This window comes from Arcicella aurantiaca (assembly GCF_003148625.1).
Lineage (GTDB): Bacteria > Bacteroidota > Bacteroidia > Cytophagales > Spirosomataceae > Arcicella > Arcicella aurantiaca.
On sequence record NZ_QGGO01000032.1, the window covers coordinates 50,161 to 66,929 of the forward strand.

Below are 16,769 nucleotides of genomic sequence, written 5' to 3' on the forward strand. Positions count from 1 at the left end.
GTTTAAATGTCTCTATTTATATTTTTCAAAATATTTCTCTCTTGTTCTTCTGATGGTTTAACCAATGGACGACCACCCAATACAGCCTCCATTTCTTCAAGGCTAAGTTGCCCAAAGCTACGATTCTCCCCTTCTGTCAAGGATATTTTTTTTCTATTTGAAGAAAGTATTTTGCTAAAAAAATTCATTTCCTTTTATATTTTTATTTGACGAATAAATGAGGAGATACTCCACACGGATACTGATATAATGTATTAATCTTTCTAAATCTTTACAATAAATGGAAGGATTATTAAACCCATTTTTAGCATCATAACGGTGAGTAATAAATCCACCATTGCATACTTCTACTACTGAACAATTTTGACATTGCCCACATAAGGTTTCCTGACTATCAATACAAAATTTAATGAGTGGGTGCTTGAATGAATCTTCTAAGGCGTGATTGCTAATATTCATGTTGGTCTTGGTAAAGCCATTTCCACAGGCTTTCAGACTGTCTTGCGGTTCAATATCTCCGTTGGTTTCAATGATTAGGTTAATGTTTTTTCCTCCTCCGAGGTATTCAAAATCTCCTTCTCCTCCCAAAATTTTGTTTAATATCTGATTGAAAAACGTTATTTGAGGTTTATCTCTGTCTTGGTCTTCAAACCAATTATCAAATAACTTAATGAGCCAATCAGCAAAAATTGTTTGTTCTAATTCAAAACCTGTCGGTAAATTATCATGTGTTCCGTCGGGCAAAAGAAAATTAATATGCCTGATTTTCAACGACTTATATTTCTTATATAAATCATCTGGATTAATATTCGGATTGATAACAGATAATATTCCGGGTAAATATTTTAAATGTTTAGAGGTCTGAGCATTGGCAATTCCTTGTAAAGTGGCTGATAATGAGCTTCTGCCATGATGGTCTAATCGAAAACGGTTAGCCTCTTCAGAAAGTCCATCTAAACTAATACCGATTCTAATTCCCAAACTTCCCAATACTTTACACCATTCGTCGCTTAATAATACTCCATTCGTCTGAATAGTATAAATTATTTGGATTGAAGCGGGGAGTAATTCATTGGCTTTTCTAACAAAATTTTGGTAAAAGTCATAACCTACCAATAATGGTTCTCCTCCATGAAAAATAAAAGCAAATGTTTTACTCCCGCTCTCTGTCAAATAGGTTTTTACTCGCATCAATAAGTGAATAACCACTTCTTGACTCATAACTTTTGGTTGAGATTTATACGTTTTATCTCCCAAATTATACATATAACAATATTCACAATTCAAATTACAACGACTGGCAACTTTCAAAACTAAACCTCTGATTATCACCTTTGTTTTCATTTGATTTTCTTTCAATTATTACATCAAATAATTTCGTTTGGTCCTTGATAGGAAGCATTTATTTGAGACGACACCTCTTGTCTGATAAAAAAACCACCTCCATTAATATCATCTATTTTGCCTCCTAATACTTCATCAGCGTCAATTCGACCTTCATGTTCATCCAATTGTTGAAGTGCTTTTTTCTGTTTTTTCTTGTCACTTCTGGCAATGGTAAATATTTTCTTAATCATATCAATTCAACGTTTAAGTGTTCAATAAAACTGAAGGGAAAAACCATTTTGTCTGTCCATCAAGTTCAGACTCATACATTGGAGTATAATCTTTGTCACCTCCTCGTACTTCTTGGGCTGCGTCGTCATTGACCATTTCAATTTCTGAATCTAAAAACAGTTGTGAATCAGATTTTAAGTTAATTTTTTCAAAAAAAGTGCTTAATGTCTTTTTCATACGATTTGTTTCATTTTGAGTATCTCAAAGTTATTAGAATCAATAAAATTTGTTTATTTTTTCCGATAAACAACATTGTTTTTCCGACAAACGACATTTCATAGTCGGCAAACAACTTATAAAGTATTATAGAAAAAGACATAATTTTGATGAACTCGTACTTTGATGAGCATTCTTTTTGTCATAATTAAAAACTGTAACTACGTTTTTAATTACGACTAAGTTTGTATAAAGCTTTTTCATAATTAATTAGAGTTTGAAAGTTTAATAGTTTTTTGTCTCATTGTTGAATCAAATTTGTAGAGAATATGGAAGTTATTTTTTATTTTTCGTTCAACGGTATTCCAATTCCGCCAAACAACATTAACTAATCGACGAATGATTGCAATATTCTACGCCAAAGTAACAGACAACATAATTTGATGTTTATTAGGGTCTGCAATAACCTGAAGACTATAACGATTGGGGTATAAAGAATTTAAACGTTTTTGGACATTTATTAAACCAATTCCTCCTAAACTATTCTTTTGTTTTTGAGATAGCTTACGGACTTTACTATTGATAACTCCCAAAAATAGGGTGTTACTTTCTACTCTAATTTTAATATGAACGTAACTCTGAATAGTTGAATCTCCTATTCCATGTTTAAAAGCATTTTCGATAAAAGCAATCAAAATAAGCGGGGCTATAACTCCTGTTAAGTCTCCCTCAATTTCCAATTTCACTTGTACTTTTGATGAATTTCTGATTTGTTCCAGAGCTACAAAATCCTTGAGAAAAGCTACTTCTTTCTCAACACTTACCGTAGATAAAGAACTTTCGTATAATACATAATCCAAAAGATTGGATAGAGACAAAATAGCATCAGGGCTTCTTTGGTCTCCTATTACAACTAAACTGTAAATATTATTAAGTGTATTGACTAAGAAATGAGGATTAATTTGAAGACGCAAAAAGTCTATCTCTAATTGTTTTTTTTCTGAAAGAACCTTCGCAAATATTCTAACAAATTTTAAGAAAAAAGCAGGTAAAGCGGTAAATATAAGTTGAATTGTATCTGTAATAATATTAATTATATCAAAATAAGACCAAAAGTTGGATTCGTACACATTATGATAAATTTCATATATTCTTTTGTTTTGCGGAGTAATCCAATGGTTTTCTATCACAATAACTACTCTTAAATAAGTCTCTAAAGACATGAAAAAATAGAATGCGATAATTGCAGAACAAATAACAATTACTCTAAACCAACCTATGTATTGAGCATATAAGTAAGGAATAAAATAGTTGAATAAATAAAAAAATGTGCTACTGGTAAGGGTAAAAGAGAATGCTCCTATTAAACGAATAATAAGTGAATCAGATGGAAAACCTGTACCAAATAGCAGAGAGATAAAAAAAAATCCCCAAAAAATAGCATGAAGTATTATCCTCCGCTTGAAGGGTACGTGGTCAATAGGATACAGGCGAAGTAAGTAATCAGCTAAACGTTCCATTACGAATCATTAATTTATAGCTTTAAACCGAGAAATAAAGGCTGTCTTAAATGCCCTTCCAAGTGTAATTTCTTTTTTATCGTTCATGATTACAAGGCTATTAGCACTATCTATTGAATCAATTTTATCTGAATTGATGATAAACGATTTATGAACTCTGATAAAATTGGTAGCTGGCAACGTTTCTATTATTTTAGTCAAGGTTGATAAAGTCACAATTGAGCGTTCTTTGGTTATAATTTTTATATAATCTCCCAAACCTTCAATATAAAGTATATCGGCAAATTCTATTTTTATCATTCTCCCAGATTCTTTAACATACATGGCTATCGAGACGGGGTTTTCTTCTGAAAAACTATTCCCATATAGCCGTTGGACTTTCTCGACAGATTTCTTGAATCGGTCAAATGAAACGGGTTTCTTTAAATAATCAATGGCGTCCAGTTCAAACCCTTCAAGGGCAAAGTTAGGATAAGCAGTAATGATAATTACGTGTGGTTTTGGCGAAAGCATTCGGATAAAATCTAAGCCCGAAAGTCGAGGCATTTCGATGTCTGTAAAAATCAAATCTATGGCATTATCTTCCAGAAAATCAGAGGCTTCCAGTGCATTATCAAATACTTCCACTAATTCTAATTCAGGAAGACGATTAAAATAGTTTCGCATTAAATTTTGTGCAGGTTCTTCGTCTTCAAGAACAATACATCTAATTTTTTTCATACGTCAAGAGTTATCCAACTTGGGGTTAAGAGATTCTTCAAATATAATAGATTATCTTCATTAAAAATCTCAAAAACGATATTTCAATAATAGACTTCCTGCGAAAGTGTTTTAAGTCGTAAAACACTTTCGCAGGAAGTCTAATTGTCTCCTAAATAAAAACGGTCACTTGAATAAAACAAAAAACCAACCCTAAAAATTAAGGTTGGTTTTTTGTTTTACAGATTCTTAAAACTAAATCTTCATTACCCATCCACGAGTATCTTCGATTTTCCCTGTTTTGATATTGTCAATTTCTGTATAAACTCTTTTTGAGAAAGCATCTGCTGGACGTTCTGGCAAATCATAATCTACACCATTGTAGCCAACTGTTGCGATTGGTGCAATTACTGCGGCAGTACCTGCTCCAAATGCTTCTTGAACTTTACCTGAAGCAATGCCTTCAGTCAATTCTTTGATTGATAATTGGCGTTCTTCTACTTCCATTCCAAAGTCTTTTGCCACTTGAATTACCGACTTGCGAGTTACACCATCTAAGATAGTATCACCCGTTGGAGCTGTTACCAATTTCCCGTCGATAACGAACATTAAGTTCATCGTTCCCGCTTCTTCTACGTATTGGTGTTCAGAAGCATCAGTCCAAATAATTTGGTCATAACCTGCATCAACCGCCAATTTTGTTGGATATAATGAACCACCGTAGTTACCCGCATTTTTCGAGAAACCAACGCCACCATGAGCAGCTCTGATATATTTTGTTTCCACACGTACACGAATTGGCTTTGTATAATACGCACCAACTGGACAAGTGAAAATCATGAATTTATAAGTTTTAGAAGGACTAACGCCTACATATTCGTCAGTAGAGAACATAAACGGACGAATATACATTGAACTACCTTCTTTTGCAGGAATCCAAGCTGAATCTAAACGTAATAATTCAGAAAGGCCTTCCATAAAAATATCTTCTGGAACTTCTGGCATACACATACGTACAGCAGATTTATTGAGACGCTTCCAGTTTTCTTCTGGACGGAATACTAAAATTTCTCCTGTTGGACTTTTATAAGCTTTCATTCCTTCAAAAATCGCTTGACCATAATGTAATGACATCATTGCTGGCGAATAAGAAATTGGTCCAAAAGGCAGGATTTGAGGAGTTTTCCAAGCTCCGTCTTCATAGTCAACCATCAACATGTGGTCGGCAAAAGAACGTCCAAAAATAAGGTTGTCAAAATCAACCGTATCAATTCTCGATTTTTCAATCTGATGAATGTCAATCTGCAATGTCTCAGTCATAGTAATATGTAATTTGGTGAATTGATAATCTGTGATTTACAAATCTCAATTCTAAATGCAAAAAATAATTTATTTCTTATATAAAATCTTAGAAATCCATAAAGCGTTTTATTATTCTTGATGATTTGATTTTCAGCATTTTAAATTACTAAATCACAAATCACAATTATTGCTAAACTCTTGGTTTCCAAGCAACTTCTTCAATTTCAAGTTCTTTTGCCATCATTCGGCACAAAACGAAAAGATAATCTGAAAGGCGATTTAGGTATTTCACAACCAAATCATTCACTTCCGAATCTTCCGCCAATCTCAAAACACATCTTTCGGCTCTTCTGCAAACAGTTCTGGCTAAATGCCCAAACGAAACCGACTGATGCCCTCCTGGAAGAATGAAAAAACGCATTGGTTCTAATTTTTTATCCATTTCATCCATTTCCTTTTCCAAAAGTGTAATATCACCTTCATTTAGGTCTGGAATTTGCCTTTTGGTCTGTTCTGGTTCTGATGCCAAAATTGAGCCAATCGTAAAAAGTCGGTCTTGGATTTCTTTCAAAACCTCTTTTCTATTTTCATTTACAGTTTGGTCACGCACTAAACCAATATATGAATTAAGTTCATCAACCGTTCCGTAGGCTTCAATTCTGAGTTCAGTTTTGGCAACTCGTGTTCCTCCTACTAACGATGTCTGTCCTTTATCTCCCGTTTTTGTATATATTTTCATGTTTTTACAGGTTTTAGAATTAAGGTTTTAGGTAATAGATTAAATACTACGATGATAGACTAACACCTAAAACCCATTACCTAAAACCTCTATTCCACAAAGCTACATTTTTTTAATAAAATTATTTTCATAAAATTTAAAAATAATTGTCATAACAACTATTTTTTCTAATAAGATAAATTTCTAATCCTGCTTTTCATTAGAAACTTTGGGAGTTGTGGCGTAATTTTGCGGTGTAATTTTCACATTAAGTATAGCGGTTTTGTTGTGACAAAGTTTGAATTTACCTAATCACCAACCACTAATCCCTAAATATGAGTATAGAATATTTTATTTCAAGAGTTTGGCGATATTTATCTATTGCAGCCTTCGTTATTGTTCTTTTATTTACCTATCGTGGACTTCCAGACCCAACGGCGGTACATTTTGGAGAAAATGGTAGAGGAGACGGATTTCTTCCTAAAAATGAAGTTTTTTATCTTTTCGGAGGTATTATGTTTGCTTTTAATATTTTGGTAGTTTTATTGATTAATAGCGTACAAAAATTGCCTGCCAATGCTTTTCAGTGGATTCCAAATAAAAAATGGCTTATTGACCGCAAGCAATTAAATGATACCGTTGTCAATTGGTTAAATTTTCTTCCTGCCGTTGTTAATACATTTTTATTACTGATTCTCAGAGCTTTATTGGCTCTCAACGATGAAAGAACCTTCAATACTGATTATACGTATTTGCTTGTGATTGGTGTTGCTGCCATCATCATTTGGATTTTTTATTTGCCAATCAAATTGCTTTACACAAATCCAGATGTTGTAGAAGATTAAAATTATACGGAATTATGTACTTAATGTAGCAAAACCTCACCCCCGACCCCTCTCCGATGGAGAGGGGAGAAAAATGGGGTCGAATGCTCCCCTCTCCATCGGAGAGGGGTTGGGGCGACCGTCGCACGGGTGAGGTTTTTTCAACTCAAATTTAACTTGCGACATTAAGTATATAATTCCGAAATTATATCATAATTATCCAGAATTGTTCTTTTAGTATAATTCACGATTCTGGAGAATCGTGGTACACAAAATTATCCTGTGCAAAACATCAAGCTTTCAGATTATACCTACGATTTACCCGATGAACGCATCGCAAAATTTCCTTTGCCCAAACGTGACGAATCGAAATTACAGGTTTATCAACAAGGGAAAATAACGCATACTGTTTTCAAAAACATTACGGATTATTTGCCTAAAAACAGTTTACTCGTTTTTAATAATACCAAAGTTATTCCTGCCCGAATTCACTTTCAGAAATCAACAGGAGCAGTCATTCAGATTTTTTTATTACACCCTGTACTACCAACGCCTGTTATTAATTTGGCGATGGAAGTAACCGATTCTTGCGTATGGGAATGTATGATTGGCAATAGAAAACGTTGGAAAAAAGGCGACGTTCTTTCTCAAACCCTAACCATTGACGGTCAAGAAGTAAAAGTAAATGCCGAGATTTTTGACGAAGAAAAGAATTACGTTAAATTTAGGTATGAGGTAGAAAATAGTGAAATTCCAAAACCCACTACCTCATACCTACTACCTCATACCTACGAATTACCTTTTTCCAAGCTCATTCAATCTCTCGGGCAAATTCCGCTTCCTCCATACTTAAATCGTGAAGCAGAAACGGCAGATTATGAAACATACCAAACCGTTTATAGTGAGAAAAAAGGGGCAGTCGCAGCTCCAACGGCGGGTCTTCATTTCACTGACGAAGTTTTAAAAAACCTTGAAAATCAAGGAATAAAGCAAGAGTTTTTAACGCTACACGTTGGGGCGGGAACATTTCAACCAATCAAAGTGGAGAATATCATTGAGCATAAAATGCACAATGAGCAAGTAGTTATTAGTCGAGAAAATGTAGAAAATCTTTTAGCTAATTTAGGAAATATTATTCCCGTTGGAACAACTTCTATGCGGACTTTGGAAAGTCTTTATTGGTACGGTGTAAAATTAATTTCAGATAAAAACAGTCCGTTTTTTATAGAAAAATTATATCCTTATCAACACGAAAATGTACCAAGTGCTGAGGAATCTTTAAAAGCTATCTTGGAAAAAATGATAGCCAATAACGATTCAGAAATTACAGGAGAAACTGAAATTTTTATCTTTCCAAGTTATCAGTTTAAACTTTGTAAAGGTATTATTACCAATTATCACCAACCAGAAAGTACGTTGATTTTATTGATTGCAGCACTCATTGGCGAAGATTGGCGACGTGTTTATGAAGAAGCTATGACAAAAGACTATCGTTTTTTGAGTTATGGAGATTCTTCTCTTTTACTCCCGTAACACAGACTTCAGTCTGTTCTTTCAACTCCCGTAACACAGACTTTAGTCTGTTCTTTCAACTCCCGTAACACAGACTTTAGTCTGTTCTTTCAACTTCCGTAACACAGACTTTAGTCTGTTCTTTCAACTTCCGTAACACAGACTTTAGTCTGTTCTTTTTACTTACAGACTAAAGTCTGTGTTACTTTTTCATTCCTTCTTTTATCTTTCTTTCGGCAGCATTTTCTTGGGGTTCATAAAAGATTTTCTCTTTGATTTCATCGGGTAAATATTGTTGTTCTACAAAATTCCCTTCGTAATTATGGGCGTATTTGTAGCCTTTTCCGTAATCTAACTCTTTCATTAGTTTGGTCGGAGCATTGCGTAAATGTAGCGGAACAGGCAAATTCCCCGTCTGACGCACCAACGCCAACGCATTATCAATTGCCAAATATGCCGAATTACTTTTGGCGGAAGTTGCCAAATAAATTACCGTCTGCGAGAGAATAATACGAGCTTCTGGCAAGCCAACTGCCCGAATGGTTTGGAAACAAGTATTTGCCATCAAAAGGGCATTTGGATTGGCAAGTCCAATATCTTCCGAAGCCAAAATCATCATTCGTCTGCCAATAAATTCAATGTCTTCGCCTCCTTCAATCATGCGAGCGAGCCAATAAATAGCAGCGTCAGGGTCAGAGCCACGAATGGATTTAATGAAAGCCGAAATAATATCATAATGTTGCTCTCCGTCCTTGTCGTACAGGGCAATGTGTTGTTGCAGTTTTTCAACAACCATCTCGTTGGTAATTTCCAAAACTTCCTCCCCTTCGTTGAAAGTAGTGACCAATTCCAAAATATTATACAACTTCCGACCATCGCCCCCCGAAAACTGCAACATGGCTTCGTATTCTTTAACGACCACTTTCTTATTTTTCAGAAAAGCGTCTTTTTCTAAAGCCTGATTAACCAAGAAAATCAGTTCATCTTTACTCAAAGGTTTGAGAACATACACCTGACAACGTGATAAAAGTGCCGAAATAACTTCAAATGAAGGGTTTTCGGTAGTTGCCCCGATAAGCGTAACGATTCCTTTTTCAACTGCTCCCAACAATGAATCTTGTTGAGATTTTGAAAAACGGTGAATCTCATCAATGAATAAAATAGGCGACGGGCTATCGAAAAACTGTTGTTTTTTGGCTAAATCTATCGTTTCTCGAATATCTTTCACCCCCGAATTAATAGCAGAAAGTACATAAAAAGGACGTTTCAGAGCCTTTGCGACAATGCTCGCCAAAGTGGTTTTACCAACCCCCGGAGGTCCCCAAAGAATAAAAGAAGGCACACGACCAGCCTCCACCGCCCGACGAAGTACGGCTTTTGACCCTACCAAATGTTGTTGTCCGACATATTCATCAAGCGTATCTGGACGCATTCTTTCGGCTAATGGCTGCATAATTTTCTACTTAATTTTTGGCAAAGATAAATGATGTGGGGGATTTTGAAATTATTGATAGATTTTGACTATTATTGTATTTCAACACTTATCAGTTATAAAAATTATTTTCACAATCTACAATTCTAATCTAAATGGCTACAATTACCAATCCTCACGACAAATTTTTCAAAGAATCTTTCTCTCGTTTAGAAGTGGTTCAAAGTTTCATTCAAGAAGTTTTTCCAGCAGGTATAAAAGATAAAATCAATCTTAGTAAACTTCAATTGACTAATTCTTCTTTTACCGATGCTGATTTATCGGAACACTTGGCAGACTTAGTTTATAAAAGCGAATATGCAGGACAAGAAGCTACAATAACATTACTTTTTGAGCATAAATCATATAGAGAGGATTTCCCTCAATGGCAACTTTTGCGATATATGACTAATATTTGGCAAGAAGAGCAAAAACAAAAGCAAAAATCGTCGGTAATTATTCCAATCATTATCCATCATGGAAATACCAATTGGAATAAAATAACAATGAGACGTTATTTTGAAAACCCTCCTGATGATTTATTGAAATTCCTTCCAGAATTCGACTATTTACTCTTTTCTCTCAATGATTTTGAAGATTATCAAATTGCTAACTTTAAAAATAACTTTCTCAGCACCACTGCCATGCTTTTGAAACATAGTCGAGACGAAAAGGAGCAATTTTTAAGTTTGATTTCTTTTTGGACAGAAAAACTCAACTTATTAGAAGAAGCTCATGAAATTGACTTTATCCGCTCAGTGTTTACTTACATTGATAATGGTATAAACTTGACAACAAGAGACTTAACAATTATCTTTACTAAAGTTTCAAACAACGTAACTAATATTGCCATGACGATTGCAGAAGAAATTAAAATAAATACAACTATATTTTATGTTAAAGGCTTATTGAAAAAAGGCTTTGATGCTGCTTTTATTGCAGATACATTTGAGCTTCCAGTCAAATATGTAGAAGAAATTATCCAAAAAATAAAAGAATCTTCTAACTAATTCTAATTTAAAAATGGTATTGCGTATGGGAGTATCAACGGAAGTCGTCGTTTTGAACGACGACTTCCGTAAAGTACATATCAAATCTTTAAAATTGGTATAAATCTACGTTGGCTCTCTTGAAAAAGCCGTAGGCTTGACCCATCTTGTAGCCCCGAAATTCATTTCGGGGTGAAAATGACCAAACAATCCATTGAGTTCCGTAGGAACGATTTATATAAACAAACCTTTAAATACCCATCCATTTTCGTTATTTCCCCGAAAGAAATTTCTGGGCTACAAAATATCCCAAGCCTACGGCTCTTTTAGGGCAATTTTTAAAATACCAAAGTAGAACTAAACTAAGATGTTAGGTAATTGAAAATCTCAAAACCGAAACCTCACAAACTCAAAAACCTCTCCTTTCTTAAACACTTGACTTTCAGCGGGTAATTCTACAAAACCATCGCAATCTGTCAAATTAGCAAAATCGGCTGAGCCACTGCCCTCAAAAGGTGTAGCCATTAATTTTCCGTCTTGAAAATACGTTTTTACGGGTACAAAATACGTTAAATTTGGTTTGAAGAATACGTCTTTATCCAAAACTACGACTTCATTCCTACGCTCTAAAAAGTATTTACAGAAACATAAAAACGTAGAAACTGGATTTCCCGGTAAAGCAAAAACGGTTTTTCCTTCTTCTGTTTTGCCAAACCAAAATGGTTTTCCCGGCTTTTGGGCAACTTTATGGAAGAGTTTTTTCACGCCTAAATTCGCCAAAATTTCTGGAACAAAATCTTTCTTTCCTGCTGATACACCTCCGCTCAACAACAAAATATCATGATTCGCTAAAATTTCTTGTAGCTTAATAAACAGTTCTTCTTTATCATCTGTCAAATGAAATAAATTTGCCTTCACGCCTACCCTATCCAATGCCGCCGACAACATATAAGAATTGGACATTCTGATTTGATATGGTAACGGATTAGCAGTAATTTCTACCAATTCATCACCTGTAGAAATTACGGCAACCTTCGGTGGTATTTCTACTTTTACGCTCGCTTTGCCAACGGATGCCATCACGGCAATTTCAGAGGGAGAAATTTTCAGACCTTTTTGTAAAAGAATATCTCCCATTTTACGGTCTGAACCTTGACGATGCACATTTTGTCCTTGTGAAATCTCCGATAATGGAATCGAAATTTTAGCGACTTTTACCCCATCAACTTCTTGAATTTCAATATCTTCATAACGAATAACGGTATTACAACCCGAAGGTAAAACAGCTCCTGTCATCACTTCCATACAGTTTTCGGGATTTTGAAGCGATTTTTGAGCTTCACCTGCGTATTGTATGGTTTCAATTTTGAAAGAATCTAAAGTTTGAGCTATCGCAATACCGTCCATTGCTACTCGATTAAAGGGCGGAAAATCTCGGTCGGCTGTAATATTTTCGGCTAAAACTTTACCCACACTTTCCAAAAGCGAAACTTCTGAAACTTTAGGAATAAAGGCGTTTTCTTCTACTATTTTGAGGGCTTCTTTTACGGAAATCATTTTTGATAGTACGGACAGCATTGTCCGTAAATTTAATGGCGGACAAGGCTGTCCGTACTACAAACGTTTTATCTTTACACAAAAATAGAAATTTAAGTTTAAAACAAACGATGAAATCTTTTACTCATTTAGATAACAATAACAACCCCTCAATGGTTGATGTCTCTGAAAAAGCCATTACCAAACGTACCGCTACGGCTCAAAGTATCGTGGTTTTGACCGACGAAATTATTGCCAATTTTAAAGATGGCGACCTTCAAACTAAGAAAGGTTCTGTGTTACAAACTGCCATTATTGCAGGAACAATGGGTGCAAAAAAGACTTCCGATTTGATTCCACTTTGTCATCCTTTGGGGTTAGACTCTTGCAAATTCAAAATAGAAATCTCTGGTAATGAAGTCATTATACAATGTACTTGCTCATTGACGGCAAAAACGGGCGTTGAAATGGAAGCTCTCACAGGGGCAAGTGTTGCAGCTCTAACTGTGTACGATATGTGCAAAGCATTTTCGCACGATATTGTGATTAAGGAGACAAAATTATTGTTAAAAACGGGCGGAAAAAGTGATTACGGTGTGTAACACGATTCTCCAGAATCGTAAAATAAAATGATGAATTTATCTATCTCAGCCCTCATCCTATCAGGCGGACTCAGCTCTCGCATGGGTGAAGAAAAACGGCTGATTCATTATCACGGAAAAACCCAAGAACAATATCTTTTTGATTTACTAAAAAACTATTGTTCAGATGTTTACGTTTCCATTAATCAAAATCAAACGACAGATTTACCGTATATCCAAGACCTTGATTTACCAATAAAAAGTCCGATGGTGGGCATCATTTCTGCCTTTCAGCAAAACCCCAATACGGCGTGGTTGGTAGTAGCTTGTGATATGCCTTTTGTTGACGAAAAAGCGGTTGCATATTTATTACAAAATCGCAATCAAGAAAAATATGCAACCGCATTTGAAAATCCTGACGAACATTTCCCCGAACCACTATTAACCATCTATGAACCTAAAATCTACGAAAAACTTCAAGAAGCCGTCAATCAAGGTAAAAAATCACCGATGAAAGTTCTTCAAAGCCTTGACATTCAATTAATCAAAGAATATAATCTTCAATGGATTACCAATATCAATACCGTAGAAGAAAGGACAAACATCAATCTTTTTTAGTAGAATTTGCGTAAAAAAGGCTTATAATTTTTACCAATCTAATATTAAAACTCTTTTCCAAACCATGAAAAAAACACATTACATAATTCTATTTTTATTACTTTTTCAAATTCCTCTTTTCGCCCAAAAAAATCTAACGCTTTGGTACAAACAACCCGCTCGAAATTGGAATGAAGCCTTGCCGATTGGTAACGGACGCATTGGTGCAATGATTTTTGGGAAACCCGAAAACGAACTAATCCAACTCAATGAACAAACGCTTTGGTCGGGTGGTCCTGTCAATAAAAACCCCAATCCAGAAGCTTCAAAGCATTTACAGGAAGTCAGAGATGCCATTTTGGCGGAAGATTTTGCGAAAGCAGAACAACTGACTAAACAATTACAAGGACTTTATTCTGAAGCATATCAGCCTTTGGGAGACTTAGTTTTCAAGCAAAAATTTACGGGTGAAACAAGCAATTATTCCCGAGATTTAAACATTGAAAATGCCGTTTCAACTACTCGTTTCAAAGTTGGTAATACAGAATTCACCCGTGAGTTTTTTGTTTCTGCTCCTGCCCAAGCGATGGTTTTTAAATTGAAATCTTCTCAAAAAGGAGCATTAGATTTTATGCTTACTACCAAAAGCCAGCACCCGATTTTGAAATCATTAATGGGTCAAAATCAAATTGTGATACGTGGAAAAACACCCGCTTCTGCTGCTCCAAATTATGTAAGAGATAGAAAAAATCCAATCGTTTACGAAGATAAAACAAACTGTAACGGTACACGTTTCGACTGGCGTTTGGTGCTTCAATCTACCGATGGAAAATCAACAACAGACACTTCTGGTTTCCACGTTTGGGATGCTTCCGAAGCGATTTTTATCTTAACAATTGGTAGTAGTTTTAACGGTTTTGATAAATGCCCAGACTCGGAAGGAAAAGACGAAAAAACTTTGGTTGAAAACAATTTAAAACTCAGTAAAGGAAAGTCTTTCGACGAACTAAAAACGGCTCATATCGCTGATTATCAAGGTTTTTTCAAACGAATGAGCTTTTCGTTAAACGGAAATCCAAGTGTTGATTTACCCACCGACCAACGACTTTTGAAATATACTGAAGGAGCAAAAGACCCATCTTTGGAGAGTTTATATTTTCAATTTGGGCGATATTTATTGATTTCATGCTCTCGTCCCGATGGACTTCCTGCCAATTTACAAGGCATTTGGAACAACTCAATTCGTCCGCCTTGGAGTTCAAATTACACCATTAACATCAATACCGAAATGAATTATTGGTTGGCTGAAATGTGTAATCTTTCGGATTTGCACACGCCACTTTTAAAGCATATCAAGGCAATTGCCGAAACTGGAAAAGAAACCGCTAAGAATTTCTATAACGCTCGTGGTTGGGTGGCTCACCATAATTCGGACGTTTGGGGACTTTCAAATCCTGTGGGAGATTTGGGAAAAGGCTCGCCTGTTTGGGCAAATTGGACGATGGGCGGAGCGTGGTTGAGCCAGCATTTATGGACGCATTACGCTTTTACAGGAGATAAAAAATATTTGAAAGAACAAGCTTATCCGTTGATGAAAGAAGCGTCAATTTTCTGCGAAGATTGGCTCATTCAAGACGGAAAAGGACATTTAGTTACCGCTCCGTCAACTTCTCCCGAAAATGAATTTATCACAGACAAAGGCGTAAAAGGGTCAGTTTCTATGGCAACGACGATGGATATGTCTATCATTTGGGACGTTTTCACGAATACCATTGAAGCCTCAGAAATTTTGGGTATTGATGCCGATTTCAGAAAAGAATTACTCGAAAAAAGAGCAAAATTATTCCCTCTACAAATTGGCAAAAAAGGCAATTTGCAAGAATGGTACAAAGATTGGGAAGACGTTGAACCACAACATCGCCACACTTCGCATTTATTTGGCTTGCACCCAGGGCGACAAATTTCACCACTTCGCACGCCTGAGTTTGCGAATGCTGCGAAGAAAACACTCGAAATTAGAGGAGACGACGGAACGGGTTGGAGTAAATCTTGGAAAATCAACTTCTGGGCAAGACTCCACGACGGCAACCATGCTTATAAATTGGTGCGTGAATTGTTGAAATTGACGGGTATGGAAGGCACAGAATATACCAAAGGCGGTGGCACGTATCCGAATTTGTTTTGTGCGCACCCTCCTTTCCAAATTGACGGAAACTTCGGTGGCACATCGGGCATAGCTGAAATGTTATTGCAAAGTCACGATGGATTATTGAATATTTTACCTGCGTTGCCAGACGACTGGGCTTCGGGAGAAATTAAAGGCTTAAAAGCACAAGGTGGTTTTGAAGTGGATATGACTTGGAAGGACAAGAAAATTACGGCATTGACCATTCGTTCTTCATTGGGTGGAATCTGTAAATTGAAAGTACCAAATACTTTAAAATTGACAGGAAAATCAAAATTATCAACACAAAAAGACAAATCTTTAGTTGATTTTATGACGGAAAAAGGAGGAAAATATACGTTGATTGGTAGTTGATTTTATTCCTAAAATGATGATAGATTGATACAGGTAGGGACTAATAGCATTCTTCCAACTCCAGAACGACAGACGAATACTATTCGTCCCTACCCATATTAAATCCGATTGTCTGATTTTTTTACTCATTCAAACCCTTCCCATTCAAAATGGCTTCCATTGCTTTTTCAACTCTGGCTTCACGGGTTTTAGCTTGTTTGGGGGCTGAAAAATGAAGTAAATAAGCCCTTTGTCTTCCCGCAGTTAATTTCTCGAATGCCGTTTTCAAAGCAGAATTTTCATCTAATTTTTGCTGAAATTCATCTGCCATTTTAAATTCAGAAGGCTTTTTCAACTCTACTTTTAAACCTGCTCTTTCTATTTCGATAGCTTCATAAATATAACGTGAATTATTGCGATAAATCTCAGATTAGTACAATTTCATATTTTTCATCACTCCTTACTTTTTCCGTATAGTTTGGGAATGAGGGGAATGATTCAAAATAGGTATAAGCAATCAAAGCACTCGTGAAATTTACCATAAAATTTTTAGAACTTCGATGTCTGGAATGTTCCAGATTACAGATGTTTTTCAAGAGGTCAAAGACTGTTTCGACCAAGCCTCGGTGTTTTAAATAATAGGCTTTTAAGGGAGTTAGTTTTTCTTGTACTTCTTTCATATTATCTCTGGTTTTGGTAATAAGTTCTAAGTCACGAAGCTTAAAAAAT

At 35.5% G+C, this 16,769-nt stretch carries 18 protein-coding genes; 6 read left to right on the forward strand and 12 right to left on the reverse strand.

Features of this window, described 5'->3' with window-relative positions; translation table 11 throughout:
* Nucleotides 1-2: 2 nt before the first annotated feature.
* The 8 genes from LV89_RS21005 to LV89_RS21040 all read right to left on the reverse strand — a co-directional run bounded on the left by LV89_RS21005 (nucleotide 3) and on the right by LV89_RS21040 (nucleotide 6,033).
* Nucleotides 3-188 carry a hypothetical protein gene (locus tag LV89_RS21005; protein ID WP_109744895.1) on the reverse strand — a complete coding sequence of 62 codons (186 nt, stop codon included), beginning with the start codon at nucleotides 186-188 and terminating at the stop codon, nucleotides 3-5.
* A complete protein-coding gene (locus LV89_RS21010) occupies nucleotides 175-1,344 on the reverse strand; it encodes a radical SAM protein (RefSeq protein ID WP_146199220.1) in 1,170 nt (389 codons plus the stop codon). The genes LV89_RS21005 and LV89_RS21010 overlap by 14 nt, the downstream gene beginning before the upstream one ends.
* Nucleotides 1,345-1,367: 23 nt before the next feature.
* Nucleotides 1,368-1,577, reverse strand: a complete 210-nt coding sequence (locus LV89_RS21015; RefSeq protein ID WP_109744897.1) for a hypothetical protein — start codon at nucleotides 1,575-1,577, stop codon at nucleotides 1,368-1,370.
* Between the two features lie 13 nt (nucleotides 1,578-1,590).
* The gene (locus LV89_RS21020; RefSeq protein ID WP_109744898.1) at nucleotides 1,591-1,794 is read right to left on the reverse strand and encodes a hypothetical protein; all 204 of its coding nucleotides are present in this window, start codon (nucleotides 1,792-1,794) and stop codon (nucleotides 1,591-1,593) included.
* Nucleotides 1,795-2,186: 392 nt separating this feature from the next.
* Nucleotides 2,187-3,293 (reverse strand): sensor histidine kinase, encoded by a 1,107-nt coding sequence (locus LV89_RS21025; protein WP_109744899.1) that lies wholly within the window; start codon nucleotides 3,291-3,293, stop codon nucleotides 2,187-2,189.
* A 9-nt stretch (nucleotides 3,294-3,302) separates the two neighbouring features.
* The gene (locus LV89_RS21030; protein ID WP_109744900.1) at nucleotides 3,303-4,013 is read right to left on the reverse strand and encodes a LytR/AlgR family response regulator transcription factor; all 711 of its coding nucleotides are present in this window, start codon (nucleotides 4,011-4,013) and stop codon (nucleotides 3,303-3,305) included.
* 234 nt (nucleotides 4,014-4,247) lie between these two features.
* Nucleotides 4,248-5,312, reverse strand: coding sequence for a branched-chain amino acid aminotransferase (locus tag LV89_RS21035; protein ID WP_109744901.1), 1,065 nt, complete (start codon nucleotides 5,310-5,312; stop codon nucleotides 4,248-4,250).
* 172 nt (nucleotides 5,313-5,484) lie between these two features.
* A complete protein-coding gene (locus LV89_RS21040; protein WP_109744902.1) occupies nucleotides 5,485-6,033 on the reverse strand; it encodes a cob(I)yrinic acid a,c-diamide adenosyltransferase in 549 nt (182 codons plus the stop codon).
* 314 nt (nucleotides 6,034-6,347) lie between these two features.
* On the opposite strand from LV89_RS21040, the gene LV89_RS21045 reads away from it, so the two are divergent.
* Both LV89_RS21045 and LV89_RS21050 read left to right on the forward strand, forming a co-directional pair.
* Nucleotides 6,348-6,857 (forward strand): DUF1648 domain-containing protein, encoded by a 510-nt coding sequence (locus LV89_RS21045; protein ID WP_109744903.1) that lies wholly within the window; start codon nucleotides 6,348-6,350, stop codon nucleotides 6,855-6,857.
* A gap of 261 nt (nucleotides 6,858-7,118) precedes the next feature.
* Nucleotides 7,119-8,369: an S-adenosylmethionine:tRNA ribosyltransferase-isomerase gene (locus LV89_RS21050; RefSeq protein ID WP_229201567.1), complete on the forward strand. Its 1,251-nt coding sequence runs from the start codon at nucleotides 7,119-7,121 to the stop codon at nucleotides 8,367-8,369.
* Nucleotides 8,370-8,550: 181 nt separating this feature from the next.
* Here the strand turns inward: LV89_RS21050 and LV89_RS21055 are convergent, their stop codons facing one another.
* Complete coding sequence (locus tag LV89_RS21055; RefSeq protein ID WP_109744905.1) at nucleotides 8,551-9,801, reverse strand: replication-associated recombination protein A; 1,251 nt, start codon at nucleotides 9,799-9,801, stop codon at nucleotides 8,551-8,553.
* Nucleotides 9,802-9,935: 134 nt separating this feature from the next.
* On the opposite strand from LV89_RS21055, the gene LV89_RS21060 reads away from it, so the two are divergent.
* Nucleotides 9,936-10,829 (forward strand): Rpn family recombination-promoting nuclease/putative transposase, encoded by an 894-nt coding sequence (locus LV89_RS21060; RefSeq protein WP_109744906.1) that lies wholly within the window; start codon nucleotides 9,936-9,938, stop codon nucleotides 10,827-10,829.
* 366 nt (nucleotides 10,830-11,195) lie between these two features.
* Here the strand turns inward: LV89_RS21060 and LV89_RS21065 are convergent, their stop codons facing one another.
* Complete coding sequence (locus LV89_RS21065; protein ID WP_109744907.1) at nucleotides 11,196-12,365, reverse strand: molybdopterin molybdotransferase MoeA; 1,170 nt, start codon at nucleotides 12,363-12,365, stop codon at nucleotides 11,196-11,198.
* Nucleotides 12,366-12,475: 110 nt separating this feature from the next.
* Between LV89_RS21065 and moaC the strand changes: the two genes are divergently transcribed.
* The 3 genes from moaC (at nucleotide 12,476) to LV89_RS21080 (ending at nucleotide 16,061) form a co-directional block, all read left to right on the forward strand.
* Nucleotides 12,476-12,946, forward strand: a complete 471-nt coding sequence (moaC, locus tag LV89_RS21070; RefSeq protein WP_109744913.1) for a cyclic pyranopterin monophosphate synthase MoaC — start codon at nucleotides 12,476-12,478, stop codon at nucleotides 12,944-12,946.
* Nucleotides 12,947-12,976: 30 nt separating this feature from the next.
* Nucleotides 12,977-13,543 carry a molybdenum cofactor guanylyltransferase gene (gene mobA / locus LV89_RS21075; protein ID WP_158279651.1) on the forward strand — a complete coding sequence of 189 codons (567 nt, stop codon included), beginning with the start codon at nucleotides 12,977-12,979 and terminating at the stop codon, nucleotides 13,541-13,543.
* Between the two features lie 64 nt (nucleotides 13,544-13,607).
* Nucleotides 13,608-16,061, forward strand: coding sequence for a glycoside hydrolase family 95 protein (locus LV89_RS21080; protein WP_109744909.1), 2,454 nt, complete (start codon nucleotides 13,608-13,610; stop codon nucleotides 16,059-16,061).
* 121 nt (nucleotides 16,062-16,182) lie between these two features.
* Here LV89_RS21080 and LV89_RS21085 read toward each other — a convergent pair whose 3' ends face one another.
* Both LV89_RS21085 and LV89_RS21090 read right to left on the reverse strand, forming a co-directional pair.
* Nucleotides 16,183-16,371, reverse strand: a complete 189-nt coding sequence (locus LV89_RS21085) for a YdeI/OmpD-associated family protein (protein WP_109744910.1) — start codon at nucleotides 16,369-16,371, stop codon at nucleotides 16,183-16,185.
* A 94-nt stretch (nucleotides 16,372-16,465) separates the two neighbouring features.
* A partial coding sequence (locus LV89_RS21090) for a transposase (RefSeq protein WP_146199140.1) occupies nucleotides 16,466-16,769 on the reverse strand: 304 nt, incomplete at its 5' end.